At 47.4% G+C, this 16446-nt stretch carries 17 protein-coding genes; 7 read left to right on the top strand and 10 right to left on the bottom strand.

Annotated elements, in window-relative coordinates:
• Positions 1–28 precede the first annotated feature (28 nt).
• Together NSQ16_RS16755 and NSQ16_RS16760 are read right to left on the bottom strand one after the other, a co-directional pair.
• Complete coding sequence (locus NSQ16_RS16755; RefSeq protein ID WP_003228684.1) at positions 29–463, bottom strand: DUF86 domain-containing protein; 435 nt, start codon at positions 461–463, stop codon at positions 29–31.
• A 23-nt stretch (positions 464–486) separates the two neighbouring features.
• Positions 487–762 carry a YutD family protein gene (locus NSQ16_RS16760; RefSeq protein WP_003228682.1) on the bottom strand — a complete coding sequence of 92 codons (276 nt, stop codon included), beginning with the start codon at positions 760–762 and terminating at the stop codon, positions 487–489.
• A 113-nt stretch (positions 763–875) separates the two neighbouring features.
• Here NSQ16_RS16760 and NSQ16_RS16765 point away from each other — a divergent pair, with 113 nt between their 5' ends.
• Positions 876–1508: a YhcN/YlaJ family sporulation lipoprotein gene (locus tag NSQ16_RS16765; protein ID WP_128422387.1), complete on the top strand. Its 633-nt coding sequence runs from the start codon at positions 876–878 to the stop codon at positions 1506–1508.
• 15 nt (positions 1509–1523) lie between these two features.
• Here NSQ16_RS16765 and lipA read toward each other — a convergent pair whose 3' ends face one another.
• Complete coding sequence (lipA, locus tag NSQ16_RS16770) at positions 1524–2420, bottom strand: lipoyl synthase (RefSeq protein WP_003222888.1); 897 nt, start codon at positions 2418–2420, stop codon at positions 1524–1526.
• A 234-nt stretch (positions 2421–2654) separates the two neighbouring features.
• Here lipA and lytH point away from each other — a divergent pair, with 234 nt between their 5' ends.
• Positions 2655–3635 carry an L-Ala--D-Glu endopeptidase gene (gene lytH, locus NSQ16_RS16775; protein WP_003243462.1) on the top strand — a complete coding sequence of 327 codons (981 nt, stop codon included), beginning with the start codon at positions 2655–2657 and terminating at the stop codon, positions 3633–3635.
• A 27-nt stretch (positions 3636–3662) separates the two neighbouring features.
• Here the strand turns inward: lytH and yunB are convergent, their stop codons facing one another.
• From yunB to NSQ16_RS16810, 7 genes are all read right to left on the bottom strand, one after another.
• Positions 3663–4427 (bottom strand): sporulation protein YunB, encoded by a 765-nt coding sequence (gene yunB, locus NSQ16_RS16780; RefSeq protein ID WP_009968113.1) that lies wholly within the window; start codon positions 4425–4427, stop codon positions 3663–3665.
• A 72-nt stretch (positions 4428–4499) separates the two neighbouring features.
• Complete coding sequence (locus tag NSQ16_RS16785) at positions 4500–4805, bottom strand: YunC family protein (protein WP_038429565.1); 306 nt, start codon at positions 4803–4805, stop codon at positions 4500–4502.
• 64 nt (positions 4806–4869) lie between these two features.
• Entirely contained in the window at positions 4870–6258 is a 1389-nt protein-coding gene (locus tag NSQ16_RS16790) for a bifunctional UDP-sugar hydrolase/5'-nucleotidase (RefSeq protein WP_069837739.1), read from the bottom strand.
• A gap of 19 nt (positions 6259–6277) precedes the next feature.
• Positions 6278–7099, bottom strand: a complete 822-nt coding sequence (locus NSQ16_RS16795; RefSeq protein WP_230488094.1) for a sulfite exporter TauE/SafE family protein — start codon at positions 7097–7099, stop codon at positions 6278–6280.
• A 17-nt stretch (positions 7100–7116) separates the two neighbouring features.
• On the bottom strand, positions 7117–7965 hold the full coding sequence (locus NSQ16_RS16800; protein WP_003243895.1) for a DUF72 domain-containing protein: 849 nt from the start codon (positions 7963–7965) through the stop codon (positions 7117–7119).
• A 37-nt stretch (positions 7966–8002) separates the two neighbouring features.
• A complete protein-coding gene (locus tag NSQ16_RS16805) occupies positions 8003–8350 on the bottom strand; it encodes a hypothetical protein (protein ID WP_029318465.1) in 348 nt (115 codons plus the stop codon).
• 98 nt (positions 8351–8448) lie between these two features.
• Complete coding sequence (locus tag NSQ16_RS16810; protein ID WP_230488093.1) at positions 8449–9789, bottom strand: allantoinase; 1341 nt, start codon at positions 9787–9789, stop codon at positions 8449–8451.
• A 174-nt stretch (positions 9790–9963) separates the two neighbouring features.
• Between NSQ16_RS16810 and pucR the strand changes: the two genes are divergently transcribed.
• The 5 genes from pucR (at position 9964) to uraH (ending at position 16192) form a co-directional block, all read left to right on the top strand.
• Positions 9964–11559: a purine catabolism transcriptional regulator PucR gene (gene pucR / locus NSQ16_RS16815; protein ID WP_230488092.1), complete on the top strand. Its 1596-nt coding sequence runs from the start codon at positions 9964–9966 to the stop codon at positions 11557–11559.
• A gap of 144 nt (positions 11560–11703) precedes the next feature.
• On the top strand, positions 11704–13053 hold the full coding sequence (gene pucJ, locus NSQ16_RS16820) for a uric acid permease PucJ (protein ID WP_085185902.1): 1350 nt from the start codon (positions 11704–11706) through the stop codon (positions 13051–13053).
• Positions 13054–13058: 5 nt separating this feature from the next.
• Positions 13059–14351 (top strand): uric acid permease PucK, encoded by a 1293-nt coding sequence (pucK, locus tag NSQ16_RS16825; protein ID WP_085185900.1) that lies wholly within the window; start codon positions 13059–13061, stop codon positions 14349–14351.
• A gap of 12 nt (positions 14352–14363) precedes the next feature.
• Positions 14364–15848 (top strand): factor-independent urate hydroxylase, encoded by a 1485-nt coding sequence (gene pucL, locus NSQ16_RS16830; RefSeq protein ID WP_106611026.1) that lies wholly within the window; start codon positions 14364–14366, stop codon positions 15846–15848.
• Positions 15848–16192, top strand: a complete 345-nt coding sequence (gene uraH, locus NSQ16_RS16835; protein ID WP_044052460.1) for a hydroxyisourate hydrolase — start codon at positions 15848–15850, stop codon at positions 16190–16192. Before pucL ends, uraH begins: the two co-directional genes overlap by 1 nt.
• The last annotated feature ends 254 nt before the right edge of the window (positions 16193–16446 follow it).

Consider the following 16446-nt stretch of genomic DNA (forward strand, 5'->3'; position numbering starts at 1 on the left):
ATCCAACACTCCTGTGGCTTTCCAGTTGTTATTTAAACGCGGAAACAGGTCCTAGCTCTGTTTCCAAATAGCTTCTGATCCGTTTCGGGAAGTCCTGAAGAGCTGTTTGATGCGCCTTGATCAGCCTGTAAAGCTCGCCGCTGTCAGCGAGCAGATACTGTTGAACCAACGTTTTGCGGTAGGCGATCAATTTTTTGAGCTCATCACCCTCTTTTTCCGTGACAACTTTCTCATCAACAAGTATATCCATAATGTCGTCATAGCTGCCCGGGTCCCGCATAATAAAGCCGTCAATCATGTCATTGCCTGTATCCAAAATGCATTCGATTAACAGATGGCCTATACGCTGAAGTGCCAATTCCCCGATTTCAGACTGCCAGTCTGTTTGTGAGTCAAATAGCGCCAGCTGGTGCTCGAAGAACCCTAGTGTTTTCTCGATTTTGCTTCTGTCAACAAAATACATGACAGCATCCCCTTTGTGTATATTTATTTTCTGATCCGTTTCAAGACAAAATACGCACAGCCGAAATTGCAGTATTCGTAAATATATTCATCTAATGTGCTGATTTTCGTTTCGAAGGTTGCCTTTTGATTCTGGTCGTCAAAGAAGCCCTTGAGCCTTAACTGACCGTATCCCCAGTCTCCCACAATATAATCGTATTTATTTAATATATCGGAGTAGCGGGCTTTAAAAGCCTCTTCGTTGAAGCCGTCTTTGAAATTGTGCACCAATTCAAATTCGGCATTTTGAATAAGAATCATGATCTCACCTCTTTTTCACTCATTCCTATCATAATTCATTGCCCCGTCCCCATCAATTGCTAAAGAATAAATCATGCGATTTGGCTACCCTACACATGAGGAGGGATTGATAAATGAAACGAACCGCTGTCAGCCTCTGCCTTCTGACCGGACTTTTATCCGGGTGCGGAGGCGCAGGATTGGATAATGCCCAAAATGTCCGGAATCAGACGCAGAATCAAACCAAACCCATTCATGTGTCGGACCGCAACGAGGCTTTTAACAGGCATAATGAGAACGAACAATTTGGCTATGTCCGCTATCAAAGAGAACAATTTGACGGAGACCAGCAGAAAACGCCGGTGATGAACCGGGAAGAAACCGCTCACATGATATCAAGTTTAACGGTTCAGCTCCCCCATATTCAAGATGCTGCGACATTGGTGACTGACCGAGAAGCGCTTGTCGTATACAAAACCGATTCTAAAAACCGGGAGCTGACCGCCGATCAAGTGAAGAAAACAGCGGCTTCTGTGATCCCGCGATACTATCATGTGTATATTTCAGATAACCCAAACCATATGCAGTCGATCGAAAATTACAGCAATCTCGGCTCTGGTTCAAGGGATATCAGAGAGATCATGTCGGGGACGATTCAAGAAATGAAAACCTCCCCGCAAGGAAGCCCTGTCTCAGAGAATGAAAATGCCAATGGAAAAACGCGTCAGGACATGAAAATCGATAGGAATGACAAAAACGCCAGATGATCTGGCGTTTTGGCATTATGCTTGGGCTTGACGCTTTTTAGATGCTTCGTTTACTTGTTCATCCGCATGGTAAGAGGAACGGACAAGCGGACCGGCTTCACAATGGCTGAAGCCTTTTTGCATCGCGATTTCTTTTAATTCTGCAAATTCATCAGGATGGTAGTATTTTTGGACTTTCAAGTGTTTCTTCGTCGGCTGCAGATATTGGCCGATTGCCATAATATCCACGTTGTTCGCCAAGAGGTCGTCCATTACTTCAATAATCTCTTCTTTTGTTTCGCCGAGCCCGATCATGATACTTGATTTTGTCGGAATGTCAGGCTGCATTTCCTTCGCACGGCGCAAAAATTCCAATGAACGGTCGTACGTCGCACGCGCGCGGACTCTTGGCGTCAGGCGGCGAACCGTTTCGATATTGTGATTCAGGATGTCTGGGCGTGTATCCATCAAGGTTTTTAGGTTATCATAGTTTCCGCCCATATCAGACGGCAGCACCTCAATTGTTGTGAACGGGCTTTTTCTGCGGATCGCACGGACAGTTTCCGCGAAAATGCCTGCCCCTCCATCTTTCTGATCGTCACGCGCAACAGCCGTAATGACCGCGTGTTTCAAATTCATAAGCGCGACTGAATCCGCTACGCGTTCCGGCTCTTGCAGATCAAGCTCAGTTGGAAGGCCTGTTTTGACAGCACAGAAACGGCATGCTCTTGTACAAACAGAACCTAAAATCATAAATGTCGCTGTACGTCTGACCGCCCAGCATTCATGAATATTCGGACACTTTGCTTCTTCGCATACGGTATGCAGGTTGTTTTCCCGCATGAGTTTTTTGAGCCCTGTATAGTTTTCATTTGTATTTAATTTAATTTTAAGCCATTCGGGCTTTCTGAGGTGTTCGTCTTTCTTTGCCAATTCCCATCATCTCCAATATCCAATATACTCAATTTCTGACACGAAACATTCTGAAAACGAGAAAGGTGCAGGTTTTAGTTCTGCAACAAAAATAATGTTTTTCTAACTAAAGAAAGTCTTTTCTTTAGACACTTTAACATAGGAAAAATTTCTCGACAAGGGAAGATGATTACTGACATTTTTAAGCCGGGTTGCCGCAAACTATGTGTATTCAATATGAAAGGAGATTATTTTGTGAAAGTTTTGTTATCCGCTCTTCTTCTCCTTTTGTTTGCATTTGAGCCTTCTGCGTCTGGAAAAAAACTTTCAGATCCAGTGCTGTCGAAACGGATGGAATTATATCATAAAATCGAAGCTGTGACGCAGATCCCTTGGTATGCGCTCGCGGCTGTTGATCAATACGAAGAAAACGTGCGGAGCAACCGGAAAGATCTGCCTGAAAAGGCGGGAATCATCAGCATCTATATACCCGATGACATCTGGAGCGGGCCTGAAAACCCGAATCCGAAAGACGATGCGCCGTTAAGCATTAAAGTGTTTGACGGAATCGGAATGGATGGCGATGGAGACGGGAAAGCCGAGGTCAGCAACGATGAAGATATCTTGTATACGTTCAGCCAATACTTACTGTCGTATGGCACAGATGAAGACAACATCCGGATCGGGCTTTGGAATTATTACCGGCGTGATCAGACAGTGGGGATTATATCTGAATTCATGAAGCTGTTTAAAGCCTACGGCCATATTGATCTGGGCGAGCATGCATTCCCGCTTCCGATCAGAACCGATTACAGCTACCGAAGCACGTGGGGAGATGCCCGCGGCTTCGGTGGAAGGCGGATTCATGAAGGTACGGATATCTTTGCCCATTACGGCCTTCCTGTCAAATCCACATGTTACGGCGTAGTTGAAATGAAGGGCTGGAACCGCTTCGGAGGATGGAGAATCGGCATCAGGGACATTAACAATACGTATCATTATTTTGCCCATCTCAATGGGTTTGCCAAAGGGATTAAAACAGGACAAATCGTTGAGCCTGGCCAAGTGATCGGATCAGTCGGCAGCTCCGGATACGGCCCGCCGGGAACCGCCGGGAAGTTCCCGCCGCATCTGCACTATGGCATGTACAAAGATAACGGAAGAACCGAATGGTCATTTGATCCATACCCTCATTTGAGGGCGTGGGAGCGATATGAATACCAAAAAAAGAAGTAACAAAAAGCCGCCTCTTCAACAGGCGGCTTATTTGCTGCTTTTTTCTTTTTTTGAATCGGCACCGTTTTCTTTGCTGCTCGGAAGCTGGACAGAAGGCGTGACACCCGAGCCGCCGCTTCCATTATAAAACTGCGGCACTTCGCCCTGCACTGCTTTAATCGATACAGGAACATTATTTGTGACGACAGCGGTTTTGCTGGCAAATGGAATGATGACCTTCACTTTAATTTCGACAAAGATGCTGATATCAATAAGTGCGTTATTTATGCCATACGGCTTGATTTTGGTTTTGACATCTGTAAAAGCGTCACCGATTAAATTGAACCGGACCGGGATTTTCGGCCCGAGGTTTCCAAGAAGGCTGTTGCCGGTTACCTGTCCCAGCGGAATGTTGATCATAATGTTTTCACTGGCGCCGCTGTGTCCGGTATGGGTTTCCATCTCTTTCAAATGAGCCTGAAGCTGCTTTGTCACTTTTGTTTTCACACTGTTTACAACCTGTGTATTAAAATCGATTGTCGTTAAGTTTCCGTTTTCATCAGAATTCATTTGAAACATATCTTTCATATTTTCACTGTCAGACATATAGTCCTCAATCGAATCCTGGATCACCTCTGTCGCTATACGCTTCGTTTCCATCTCGCCGATGTCCATTAAAACAGGTTTGATCGAGCCATTGATCATCCAAAGGCTGACCGTTGTTGACAGGATAAAAAAGACAACGGACAGGAGCATCACGTAACGGAAAGGCAAAGGTCCTCTCTTGCGAAAAGGGCCGCGATATCTTGGCAAGAAAATCCCCCCTTACATATCACAATGTATGCTTGTAAGAGGGGACATAGTAATAGCCGGGGCCAATTTATTTTATTTCACCATTTTTAAAAGCGCTTCTCTGCCGCTCATACCGACTTTGATGCCAAGATCTTCCGCGGCGTACGTGACGGATTCTAAAGGTGCGTCTAACAGCTGGTCAATGGTGCGGACACCAACTGCGCGACCAGCAACAATGCCGCGCTCCTTTAATTTTTCATTCAGCAGCGCCACATCAAGCGCGCCGCACATAATGTATCCGTGATCATTGGTGACGGCCATAAAATTCGTTTTGGGAAGTTTCACTGTCACAGCTGTAAAAGGCTGTCCTTCTATCATGATCGGTGTCAGGTTTACCACGTCAACCACTCCCTTCATTCATCACTTTATGATGAAGGGCACAGCTTGTTGTGGGCTGACTGCCTTATTGTGCAAGCTTCCAAGCAAGCAGATCCCGCAAAAATTCCGGCATAAAATATTCTTTTTCTGCAGCGTCGCGAATCAACGGAAACAGTTTGCCGAGCGTAAACATATCAAGCACCGCAACGGAGTATTGTTTATGTTTTTTAATATCTTCCCCGTTCAGTGTGATCCGGGTGACGTGGGTGATCCCGTCATCGAGCCGTTTCGTTTCTACCTCAACGCCGGCATACACCATTTTCCCCATCACTTCTCCGCGGAAGCCGAGTCCTTTGATCCGGAGCTGCTCCATTTGTTCGGAAGCGGCATGGACAATGGTTTCCTTCAATTCTTCTCCCGTCAGGCGGACAGCCACCGGGTTGATCGGATGCGGACAGATGCGGTGCAGATCCAGCTTTGTCACAGGACCTGCTTTTAGCGGACCGAGAATGACACCTGAATTGACCATACTGATGTCCGTCTCGCACCATTCCTTTAAGGCGTATGCCAAAAGCAAAGGCAGCTCTGATTCTTCAAACCACTTCACCTCAGCATCTTGTGCAAGCTCTGCAACGGCATCGGACAGTTTCTCCTCGGCTTCACGTTCTTTTTCATTGAGAAACGCTTTTGTTTCTGCGGATTCTCCTGTCCATTCCGCCATGTTCTGCACAGAAGCCGTTTTGCTGATGATGCTTCGCTGTACGCTGTCCACCGTGATTTCTACACAGCCGACATAATGCCCGTATTTCTCGGCGCTGGCCAGCAGTACCCCATTAACCACTTGTCCATCTTCAAGCAAATGATGGGTATGTGATTCGAGGATTACATCAATCTCAGGCACCGCTTCAGCCACTGCCTGATCATCAAGAATGCCTAAATGTGACAGCAGAACGATAATATCAGCCTGCCCTTTCACTTCCAGAATGGTTTCCTTTATGCTTTCAAGGGCATCCGTTACTGTCCACCCCAGCTTGTCATAAACAGGATAATACGGCACAGTTACGCCTAAGAAAGCAATGGACATGCCGTTTTTCAATGATTTGATATGGTAAGGCACCGCCCAGGACGGACGGTTTCCATTTTTATCAAACAGGTTAGAGACGATGACAGGAAATTCAGCATGATCATATAAGGCAGCAAGCTCTTCATGCGGAAGCGTAATCCCTTCGTTATTGCCGATCGCCGCTCCATCAATGTGAAGGCGGTTTAAGAGATCGACATTCGCTTTTCCGAATGTCGCCTCTGTCACGAATTGAAAACGATCTAGATGATCGCCAATATCAAAAACGAGCGTCTCTTCGCCGTCTGACTGATGCTCTTTTCTTTTCTGCTCGATATAATCTACAATTTTCGGCCAGTTTTCAAAATGGCTGTGCAAATCATTTGTATGATATAAGCGGAGCTTCTCCTTCATAATATCTCTCCCTAATCGTTCAGCTGAAAATGCCTTCATAAATGAGCTGGCAGCCGATCAAAATCAATACGATCCGCATGATCATAACGATCGTTTTCGTCTGCATTTTTCTGTTGATGGCGGCGCCAAGCTTTCCGCCGAACCAAGCGCCGGGCACAAGCGCGAGGGCGTACAGCCAATTGACGTGCCCGGAAATCATATGTGAAACAGACCCTGTCATAGAAGACAGAAAAATAATAAACATGGACGTTGCCACCGCAACCTTCGGCGGAAACAGAAATAACAGCATCATCGCCGGAACCATCAGTGATCCGCCGCCTATACCGAAAAGTCCGCCTAAAAAACCGACAACAAAGGCAATGGCAATGCCGACAGGGGCCTGATATGAGTACGTATAAGGCTCACCGGCATCATCCTGAAATGTCCGGATAATTCCTTTGTGCGCTTTGTTGATTGGCCGGGCTTTCGCTTTCAGCATTAAGGATAATGAAATCAGAATCATAAAAATGCCAAACCAAACGGAAAACGAGCTTGAATTGAACAGCTTTGACACGTAAGCCCCGATCATGCTGCCGGGACCTGAACCGATAAAGAAAATGAGCCCGCTCTTATAATCAACGGTTTTATATTTAATATAAGCCAAAGTTGAAGAAAGACCCGTAAAAATAATGACCAAAAGCGAAGTTCCAATCGCAACCTGCGGCGTCACATCCTGAAACAGTTGCGTCACTGTGCTTAAAAACATCAGAGACGGCACAATGACAATTCCGCCGCCAAGCCCGATCAGACTTCCTACCGTACCTGCGATTAATCCCAGGACGACCAAAATCACAAACGACATCAGTAAAAACCTCTTTTCTAAAATAAATCGAGCTGTCTCGGAGCAAGTCCGCTGTACTCGATATCAAGCAGTTCAAGCATCTGCTTGCCGTTATCCGCGGCGTCACCGCCGGAATTGTTGTTGAACAGGACAAAAACATCCTTACATTGCTGCTGCAATTCATTCAGGTGCTTTTTCCAATCCTCCAGCTCCTGTTGGTTGTAGCGGTATAAGTACCTGACCTCCCGCCAGTTTTTCCCGCCATCAGGCTTCATCCAGCCCTGCTTGTTGCGTCCGTGAAATCTGACGAGCGTTTTGTTTTCATCGGTCGCGCGCAGCACAGTCGGAACGCTGCCTTCTCCGATTTGCGGTTCATCACAGACACTGTGAATCCAGCCTTCCGCTTTCATAAATGAAAGCGTCTGCTCATAAAATGGCGGCGAGAACCAGGAACGGTTTCTGAATTCAAGCGCACAAGGGATATCTCCCATTTGGTGCTTGCACCATCTCAAATAGGCGACATTCTCCTTCTTGCAGTCAAACCACGGCGGAAATTGAAACAGCACCATGGCGAGCTTATTGCTATGTAAATATGGCGTTAAAGACACCTTAAACGCATCAAACATCTCCTCTTTTGAGTCAAAGGGAATTTCGCCGCGCTGATGCCCTGTCATGCCCTGATATGCTTTCACGATAAATTGGAAGGTTTCGGGCGTTTCCTTCACCCACTTTTCATTATTGCGCGCCGGCTGAATCGCGTAAAAACTCGCGTCTAATTCCACGATCGGAAAATGGGAGGAATAGGCCTGCAATTTTTTCTGGCTGGCCGTTTTCGGCGGATAGATGCTGTCATGATCCCCCCACCCCGTCAGTCCGATATAAATCACACTCATTCACCTCTCTTCCAGTTTATCACACGTGTTTTCAGGTTTCCTTGGAAATGCTGTTCATATGGCGGGAAAATGCAGAACGAAGATGCTGATATTGTTCCTCATTCGTATCTAAAAACGCCTCTTCTCTTGAGGTAGGAATATGCTGATATTCAATAGGCGCCTGAAACTGCTCACTCGTAAAATCGTACATCACACCATTGATGCTGTTGTAAAAATGCCAGCTCTCACCGACTTTTGTTTTGAAAATCGTGCCGCCGAAATGGTCTTGAATCACCAATGCCGTCACGCCGCATTGGCCGCATGACGGGCATTCTTCCGTCCATTTAGAGCTCGAATGACGCGACCAGGATTGCTTAAGTATGTATTTGACATGTTCCATTGCCTCCGCCTCCTTTTTTAAAAAAGATACCACGTTGATGAGATTTTAAAAACTAGAACGGAGGAAATCAAAAAACCCGGCGGTAAAATCCGCCGGGCTTACGAAGGAACGACCAGAGCTCCGTCTATTCCAGTGACTTTTTCCCCATCATTGTACACGCACCGGCCTTTGCTGTAAGTGGCCGAAATGCTGCAGGGAAATGTATGTCCTTCGTAAATGCTTTTTTTATGCTTTGCAAACATCGATTCTCTTGTAACAGTGTACGGCTCCATGCTGACGACCACGAAATCTGCATCACACCCCGCCTCAAGCCGCCCTTTTTTCTGAAGGCCGAATCGTTTTGCAGGGGCCGCCGCTGTCCATTCTGCGATGGTTTCAAATGGAATCTGATGCTCAAGCGCCAGTTCCAGCATTCCTAATAAAGTGAACTGCCCGCCGCTGATTCCGCCCCATGATAAAAACATGTTATCCTCCCGCTTCAAGGATGGACGGCAAGGGGAATGGTCTGAGGAAACCATGTCAATGTCCCCGGCAATGAGCGTTTCGATCAGCGTCTCTTTTGATTGCAGCGACCGGAGCGGAGGCGCGCATTTTGCGACAGAGCCCCTTTGCCGTAAATCGTCATGGCTGAACAAGACATAATGCGGACATGTTTCAACCGAAACATCAAGACCTTCCTGTTTCGCCTCTCTGATCAGCCGGACCGCTTTCGCCGTGCTGATATGGACAAAATGAACCGGACAGCCTGTCACCTTCGCATACTGAATCATGCGATACACCGCTTCAACTTCTGCTTCCTCCGGGCGGGAGGCGGCGTACGCATCCGCATCCACCTTTCCTTTATTGGCCAAAACCATCTGCAAGTAGCTTGTGATCGCGTCGCTTTCCGCGTGGAGAGCGAGGATTTTTCCTGCAGCCGCGATTTCTGCCATGCCTTTGAGCAATGTCCGTTCATCAACAGAGCGGAACTCATCAGTGCCTGACTTTGATAAAAACGCTTTAAACCCGATCGCTCCCGCTTCAGCCATCGGACGGATGTCCTCGATATGGCCTGGCACAAGGCCGCCCCATAGCGCAAAATCCACGGCAGATTTTTGCCTGCCTAGCTCAGCTTTTGCGAGAAGATGCTCTGCCGTCACGGTTGATGGAATACAGTTGAGCGGCATATCAAAATAGGTAGTGCAACCGCCTGCGGCCATCATTTGAGAACCTGTTTCAAACCCCTCCCAATCCTCCCTGCCCGGTTCATTAAAATGAACATGGCAATCTATCACACCAGGAAACACGTATTTCCCGTCTGCCTGGATGATTTCCGTCCCGCTTGCTTCAATGTCAGAACCTATCTCGGCAATGACACCGTTTTGAACTGCAATATCAGCTTCTATAACGCCATCTGGCGTAACTGCCTTCGCACCTTTTATCACCATATCGTAAGCCATATTGATCCCCCCATGTAAGGATGACGATTTTCCATGTCAGTTTATGTAACACAACCAGTTCTATTTTCAACAGTTTACTGCTACTATGATCGTATTACATCAGCAAAACCGCTAGAATTCCTATTGAAAATTATTCACCTTAACCAATGTTTTTATAGAAAAGGAGAATGCGCTATGAATATTTTTGATGTGATGAAAATACCGGCTTTTGAAAACGCCAATTTAATTGCTGGTAAAGCAGGAGGAGAAAGAGAGGTTCAGCATGTCAATATGATGGACGCTCCGGATATCGCAGACTTTTTGCATAAGAATGAATTGCTCGTCACCACCGCCTATCACCTGAAGGATCACCCGCATCAATTATCTGAACTGATTCAGCAAATGGCAAAACGGGGCTGCGCGGGCCTCGGCATTAAAACAAAGCGCTATCTGGAAGATATCCCGAAGGAAATCATCGAACTGGCCGATTCATATGCGTTTCCGATAATTGAGCTTCCGGAACACATCCGCCTCGGCGATATTGTGAATGCCACACTCAGCCATATTCTCGATATGCGTTCTAACGAGCTGCAGCAAGCCATTTACGCGCACAAAAAATTCACAAACCACATTATGAGCGGCAAGGGGCTGCAATCCCTCCTCAAAAAGGTGTCAGACCTCCTTCAGCTTCCCGTGCTGCTGCTTGACCAGCATGCCAAAATGCTGTCTGCGTCTCATCAGATTTCAGTTGAGACCGAAAAGCTGAAAGGCACCCTGAATACCGTATCCGGGCCATTTTTCACTTGTTTCTCTACAATCTCAGATCAGAAAACATATTCTGTCCTGCCTATTTATAATCACGAAAAAAACTGCGGCTACCTGCTGATACCGGACATGGTGCAGGCCGGCGACAAAGGATTGATCCTCACGATTGAACAAGCGGCCAACGTCATTTCCTTTGAACTGCTGAAGGAAAATGCGCTGAAGCAGTTCAGCCGGCGGGCCCGCAATGAGTTTTTCAACAATTTTATTGAGCGGTCCTTTTCTTCAGATGACGAAATCAAAAACCGGGCGAAAGAATTCAAGCTGCGATGGGATCAAAAATACATGTGCATTGCCGGCAAACTCGATCGCAATGACGAATCAATCAGCTTTACAGAAAATCAGCTCGCTTCCGACAGCGTATTCGAATTTCTTGAAGGTGAATTATCAGCCTTCCCGTTTCCGCCTCACTTCTTTATGAAAGGAAATGTCGGCATTATTCTAATCGAAGCGACAGACAGCTGGAGTGAAATGCACGCCTCGGTGATCAGCTTTTTAGAACAGTTTCAAACACAGGTCAGCGCTCAATTTAAACGAACCGTGTCCTTTGGCATCAGCAATATCTGCCAAAAGCTCATTGATGTTCCCGACGCTTTCACAGAAGCTTCTGATGCTCTGCAATCGGGGCATTTGTCAAGAAGCACCGCATTTATCCAGGTGTATCACGCCAAAGATGTGCCTGAGCTTCTGCGCTTGCTCCCGGTTGAGGATTTGAAGAAATTTTACAACTCCACGCTTCAGAGCCTCGCTGAAAAACAGCAGGAGGATCAAAGCCTGCTTCATACGCTTTCCGTCTATTTAGAGACACACTGCCAAATTTCAGAGACGGCAAAGCGTCTGTACATTCATCGCAATACGGTCATATACCGCCTTGAAAAATGCGAAGAGCTTCTGGGGAAAAGCTTAAAAGATCCTGAAACAACGATGCGTTTGCGGCTTGCATTACGTATGCAGCGGCTGATCAGCTAATGTTTGTTACATTTTATTACAAAACGAATCATTTTTCGTCACTTTCAGCAATCACACCTGTCTTTTTCAGCTACTGTATCCAATGACACCCCTCGATCGGCACGATATCATGTTACTAAAGTTCACATACAGGGAGGGACTATAGTGAAAAAAAGATCGTTTAAGGTGTTTACGCTTAGCCTGCAGCATGTGCTCGCCATGTATGCAGGTGCGATTTTGGTGCCCCTGCTTGTCGGCAGGGCGCTGAATGTAACAACTGAACAGCTGTCCTACCTATTGGCGATTGACCTGTTAACATGCGGCGTCGCGACGCTTTTGCAAACCTTGCGCGGAGCATACATCGGCATCGGGCTTCCCGTCATGCTTGGCAGTTCATTTGTGGCCGTCACCCCGATGATCGCAATCGGCAGCAATTACGGCATTCACGCGATTTACGGTTCCATCATAGCGGCCGGTGTGTTCATCTTTTTGTTTGCGCGTTTTTTCGGCAAGCTGACTGTGTTATTTCCTCCTGTCGTAACAGGTACCGTTGTGACCTTGATCGGCCTTTCACTTGTTCCGACAGGTGTGAAAAATATGGCTGGCGGCGAAAAAATAAACGGCAGCGCCAACCCCGAATACGGTTCGCTCGAAAACCTTCTTCTCTCTGTCGGTGTCCTTGTTCTGATCTTAGTCCTCAACCGCTTTCTCAAAGGATTTGCCCGAACACTGTCCGTTCTGATCGGCATCGCCGCCGGAACAGCGGCAGCAGCGATCATGGGCAAAGTCAGCTTTTCTTCTGTTACAGAAGCACCGTTCTTCCAAATCCCGAAGCCTTTTTACTTCGGAGCCCCTGCGTTTGAAATCGGTCCGATCTTAACGATGCTGATCGTCGGAATCGTCATTATTGTGGAATCAACCGGCGTTTTTTACGCAATCGGAAAGATATGCGGCAGACCTTTAACTGAAAAAGATCTCGTCAAAGGCTATCGAGCGGAAGGAATCGCCATTCTCATCGGCGGGCTGTTCAATGCCTTTCCTTATAATACCTTTGCGCAAAACGCCGGCTTATTGCAGCTGACCAAAGTGAAAACAAGAAACATCGTCGTTACCGCAGGCTGTATCCTTGTCTGTCTCGGACTGATTCCGAAGATTGCCGCCCTTGCATCTGCCGTTCCTGCTGCTGTACTTGGCGGCGCGACCGTCGTCATGTTCGGCATGGTGATTGCCTCCGGCGTCAAAATGCTCAGCACAGCGGATCTCAAAAATCAATACCACCTCCTGACCATCGCATGCTCAATCGCACTCGGCATCGGCGCCAGCACGGCCCCCGGGATTTTTGCTGAATTCCCCGCTCCGATCCGGATTCTGGTCAGTGACGGCACCATCACCGGAAGCCTAACCGCCATCTTTTTGAATCTATTTTTCAGCTTGCGCGACAAAAAAGAATTAACAGCACAGCAAACAGAACTTCCGGTATTAGAACATACACTCGCATTAGAAAAAGAGGTGTAAAAAAGATGAAGGAACAGCACAATGCCTTACAACTGATGATGCTGGGGCTTCAGCACATGCTTGCCATGTATGCGGGAGCCATTCTCGTTCCGCTGATCGTCGGAGCGGCGATCGGGCTGAATGCGGGGCAGCTGACGTATTTAATCGCGATTGATTTGTTTATGTGTGGGGCGGCAACTCTTTTGCAGCTCTGGAGAAACCGATATTTCGGCATCGGCCTGCCCGTTGTGCTCGGATGCACGTTTACCGCAGTCGGCCCGATGATTTCCATCGGAAGCACTTACGGTGTCCCAGCGATATATGGTGCCATTATCGCCGCAGGACTGATTGTCGTCTTAGCCGCGGGCTTCTTCGGGAAGCTTGTCCGTTTTTTTCCGCCTGTCGTAACCGGATCAGTCGTCATGATCATCGGCATCAGCCTGATTCCAACGGCAATGAATAACCTGGCCGGAGGTGAAGGAAGCAAAGAATTCGGCTCACTCGACAACGTGCTCCTCGGGTTTGGCGTCACAGCTTTTATCTTATTGCTATTTTATTTCTTTAAAGGCTTTATCCGCTCCATAGCGATTTTACTCGGTCTTATCGCAGGAACAGCGGCTGCATATTTGATGGGAAAGGTCGATTTTTCTGAGGTCTTGGAAGCGTCTTGGCTTCATGTTCCGTCTCTGTTTTATTTCGGACCGCCAACCTTTGAGCTGCCGGCTGTTGTCACGATGCTTCTCGTTGCGATTGTCAGCCTCGTTGAATCGACAGGCGTTTATTTTGCCCTCGCTGATATCACAAACCGCAGGCTGTCGGAGAAGGATCTGGAAAAGGGCTACCGGGCAGAAGGCCTTGCGATTTTGCTGGGCGGCTTATTTAACGCGTTTCCCTATACAGCTTTCTCGCAGAATGTCGGCATCGTTCAGCTCTCAAAGATGAAAAGTGTCAACGTCATCGCCATCACAGGAATCATACTGGTCGCGATCGGGCTGGTTCCAAAAGCAGCGGCCCTGACAACAGTGATCCCCACCCCAGTTCTCGGCGGCGCAATGATCGTCATGTTCGGCATGGTCATTTCTTACGGGATCAAAATGCTATCCAGTGTTGACCTTGATTCGCAAGGCAACTTGCTGATTATCGCCTCTTCCGTCAGCTTGGGGCTTGGCGCTACAACAGTTCCCGCGTTGTTTTCATCTCTTCCGGGCGCGGCCTCTGTCTTGGCAGGAAGCGGAATTGTGATCGGCAGTTTGACGGCCATTGCACTGCACGCTTTTTTTCAAACCAAACAGTCGAATGGCGCAGACATAAAAACGTAAAGGAAGATGCCAATGTTCACAATGGATGACCTGAACCAAATGGACACACAAACACTGACAGACACACTTGGCTCTATTTTTGAACACTCTTCATGGATTGCGGAGAGATCCGCAGCACTACGGCCGTTTTCGTCGCTTTCTGATCTTCACCGCAAAATGACTGGCATTGTAAAAGCCGCGGATCGCGAGACACAGCTTGATTTAATCAAAAAGCATCCCCGGCTCGGAACAAAGAAAACAATGAGCGGTGACTCGGTACGAGAGCAGCAGAACGCGGGGCTCAGCAAATTAGAACAGCAGGAATACGAGGAGTTTCTCAAGCTGAATGAACACTATTATGATCGCTTCGGCTTTCCTTTTATTTTAGCGGTGAAGGGAAAGACGAAACAGGACATTCACCAAGCCCTTCTGGCAAGGCTTGAGAGCGAACGAGAAACGGAGTTCCAGCAGGCCCTTATAGAAATTTACCGAATCGCCCGCTTTCGTCTGGCTGACATCATCACTGAAAAAGGAGAGACGCAAATGAAAAGAACTATGTCTTATGGCAAAGGAAATGTATTTGCATACCGAACGTTTTTAAAACCGCTCACTGGAGTGAAGCAAATCCCAGAATCATCTTTTGCCGGGAGAAGCAATACCGTTATCGGCGTAGATGTGACATGCGAAATTGGCGGAGAAGCCTTCCTGCCATCATTTACAGACGGAGACAACACTCTCGTCGTGGCAACGGATTCAATGAAAAACTTTATCCAGCGCCATCTCGCATCCTATGAAGGAACGACAACCGAGGGGTTCCTACACTATGTAGCTCACCGATTTTTAGATACCTATTCTCATATGGACACGATCACTCTGACTGGCGAAGACATTCCGTTTGAAGCAATGCCTGCATACGAGGAGAAAGAGCTCAGCACAAGCCGCCTCGTCTTCAGAAGATCGCGTAATGAACGAAGCCGCTCTGTGCTGAAAGCAGAACGAAGCGGGAATACCATAACGATTACAGAGCAATACAGCGAAATCATGGATCTTCAGCTCGTCAAGGTGAGCGGCAACTCCTTCGTCGGCTTCATCCGGGACGAATATACGACTCTCCCGGAAGACGGCAACCGCCCGCTGTTTGTCTATTTAAACATCAGCTGGCAATATGAAAATACCAATGACGCATACGCTTTTGATCCAGCCCGCTACGTCGCGGCTGAACAAGTCCGCGACTTAGCGAGCACCGTTTTTCACGAGCTCGAAACCCCTTCAATCCAAAACTTAATCTATCATATCGGCTGCAGAATATTAGCGAGGTTCCCGCAGCTCACTGATGTCAGCTTCCAATCTCAAAATCACACGTGGGATGCGGTTGTCGAAGAAATCCCGGGCTCAAAAGGAAAAGTCTACACCGAACCGCGCCCGCCATACGGTTTCCAACATTTTACCGTGACAAGAGAAGACGCCGAGAAAGAAAAACAGAAAGCCGCTGAAAAATGTCGGAGCCTGAAAGCCTGATGGGAAAACTGACAACCCATATTTTAGATTTAACCAGCGGCAAACCAGCGGCGAACGTAAAAATTGAATTGAAGCGGCTGGGCGAAAGTATTTTGAAAGAGGTTTACACTAACAATGACGGCAGAGTCAATGTCCCTCTGCTGGCTGGTGAAGAGCTGGTTTCCGGAGAGTATGTGATGGAATTTCATGCAGGAGACTATTTTGCGAATAAAAACGTGAATACGGTCGACCAGCCGTTTTTAACCATAGTCACCGTCCGTTTTCAGCTAGCAGATCCAGATGCACATTATCATATCCCGCTCTTGCTGTCGCCGTTTGGTTATCAGGTGTATAGGGGGAGTTAAGAAGGAAGCCCGCCTCACCGGCGGGCTTCTTTTTGCACTTCAATAAACTTTTGATCCTAGGACAGTACTTGAAGTGATCCCCACACTTAGTGAAACAACAGCTAGAATAAACATTCACCTATATTTTTCAGGATAATTGCCTACGAGAAAAATATCCTGTAGTCCTTTCATTTATAAATCGAGGTTTCAAACTAATAAGTCAGCTCTTAGCAGCCGAGCTCCCTTCTCCAATCCTATAAACAGACCGCGTTTTT

Source organism: Bacillus sp. PS108, assembly GCF_037963335.1.
Classification (GTDB): Bacteria; Bacillota; Bacilli; order Bacillales; family Bacillaceae; genus Bacillus; species Bacillus subtilis.

Coding starts and splice junctions, on each gene's coding strand:
- NSQ16_RS16795 (WP_230488094.1), bottom strand. CDS start 7,099: ATGTCGTTTGTGATTTTGGTCGTCCTGGGATTAATCGCAGGTACGGTA.
- NSQ16_RS16760 (WP_003228682.1), bottom strand. CDS start 762: ATGATTCTTATTCAAAATGCCGAATTTGAATTGGTGCACAATTTCAAA.
- pucK (WP_085185900.1), top strand. CDS start 13,059: ATGAAGGAACAGCACAATGCCTTACAACTGATGATGCTGGGGCTTCAG.
- pucR (WP_230488092.1), top strand. CDS start 9,964: ATGAATATTTTTGATGTGATGAAAATACCGGCTTTTGAAAACGCCAAT.
- NSQ16_RS16790 (WP_069837739.1), bottom strand. CDS start 6,258: ATGAAGGAGAAGCTCCGCTTATATCATACAAATGATTTGCACAGCCAT.
- pucL (WP_106611026.1), top strand. CDS start 14,364: ATGTTCACAATGGATGACCTGAACCAAATGGACACACAAACACTGACA.
- NSQ16_RS16765 (WP_128422387.1), top strand. CDS start 876: ATGAAACGAACCGCTGTCAGCCTCTGCCTTCTGACCGGACTTTTATCC.
- NSQ16_RS16810 (WP_230488093.1), bottom strand. CDS start 9,789: ATGGCTTACGATATGGTGATAAAAGGTGCGAAGGCAGTTACGCCAGAT.
- NSQ16_RS16755 (WP_003228684.1), bottom strand. CDS start 463: ATGTATTTTGTTGACAGAAGCAAAATCGAGAAAACACTAGGGTTCTTC.
- NSQ16_RS16805 (WP_029318465.1), bottom strand. CDS start 8,350: ATGGAACATGTCAAATACATACTTAAGCAATCCTGGTCGCGTCATTCG.
- uraH (WP_044052460.1), top strand. CDS start 15,848: ATGGGAAAACTGACAACCCATATTTTAGATTTAACCAGCGGCAAACCA.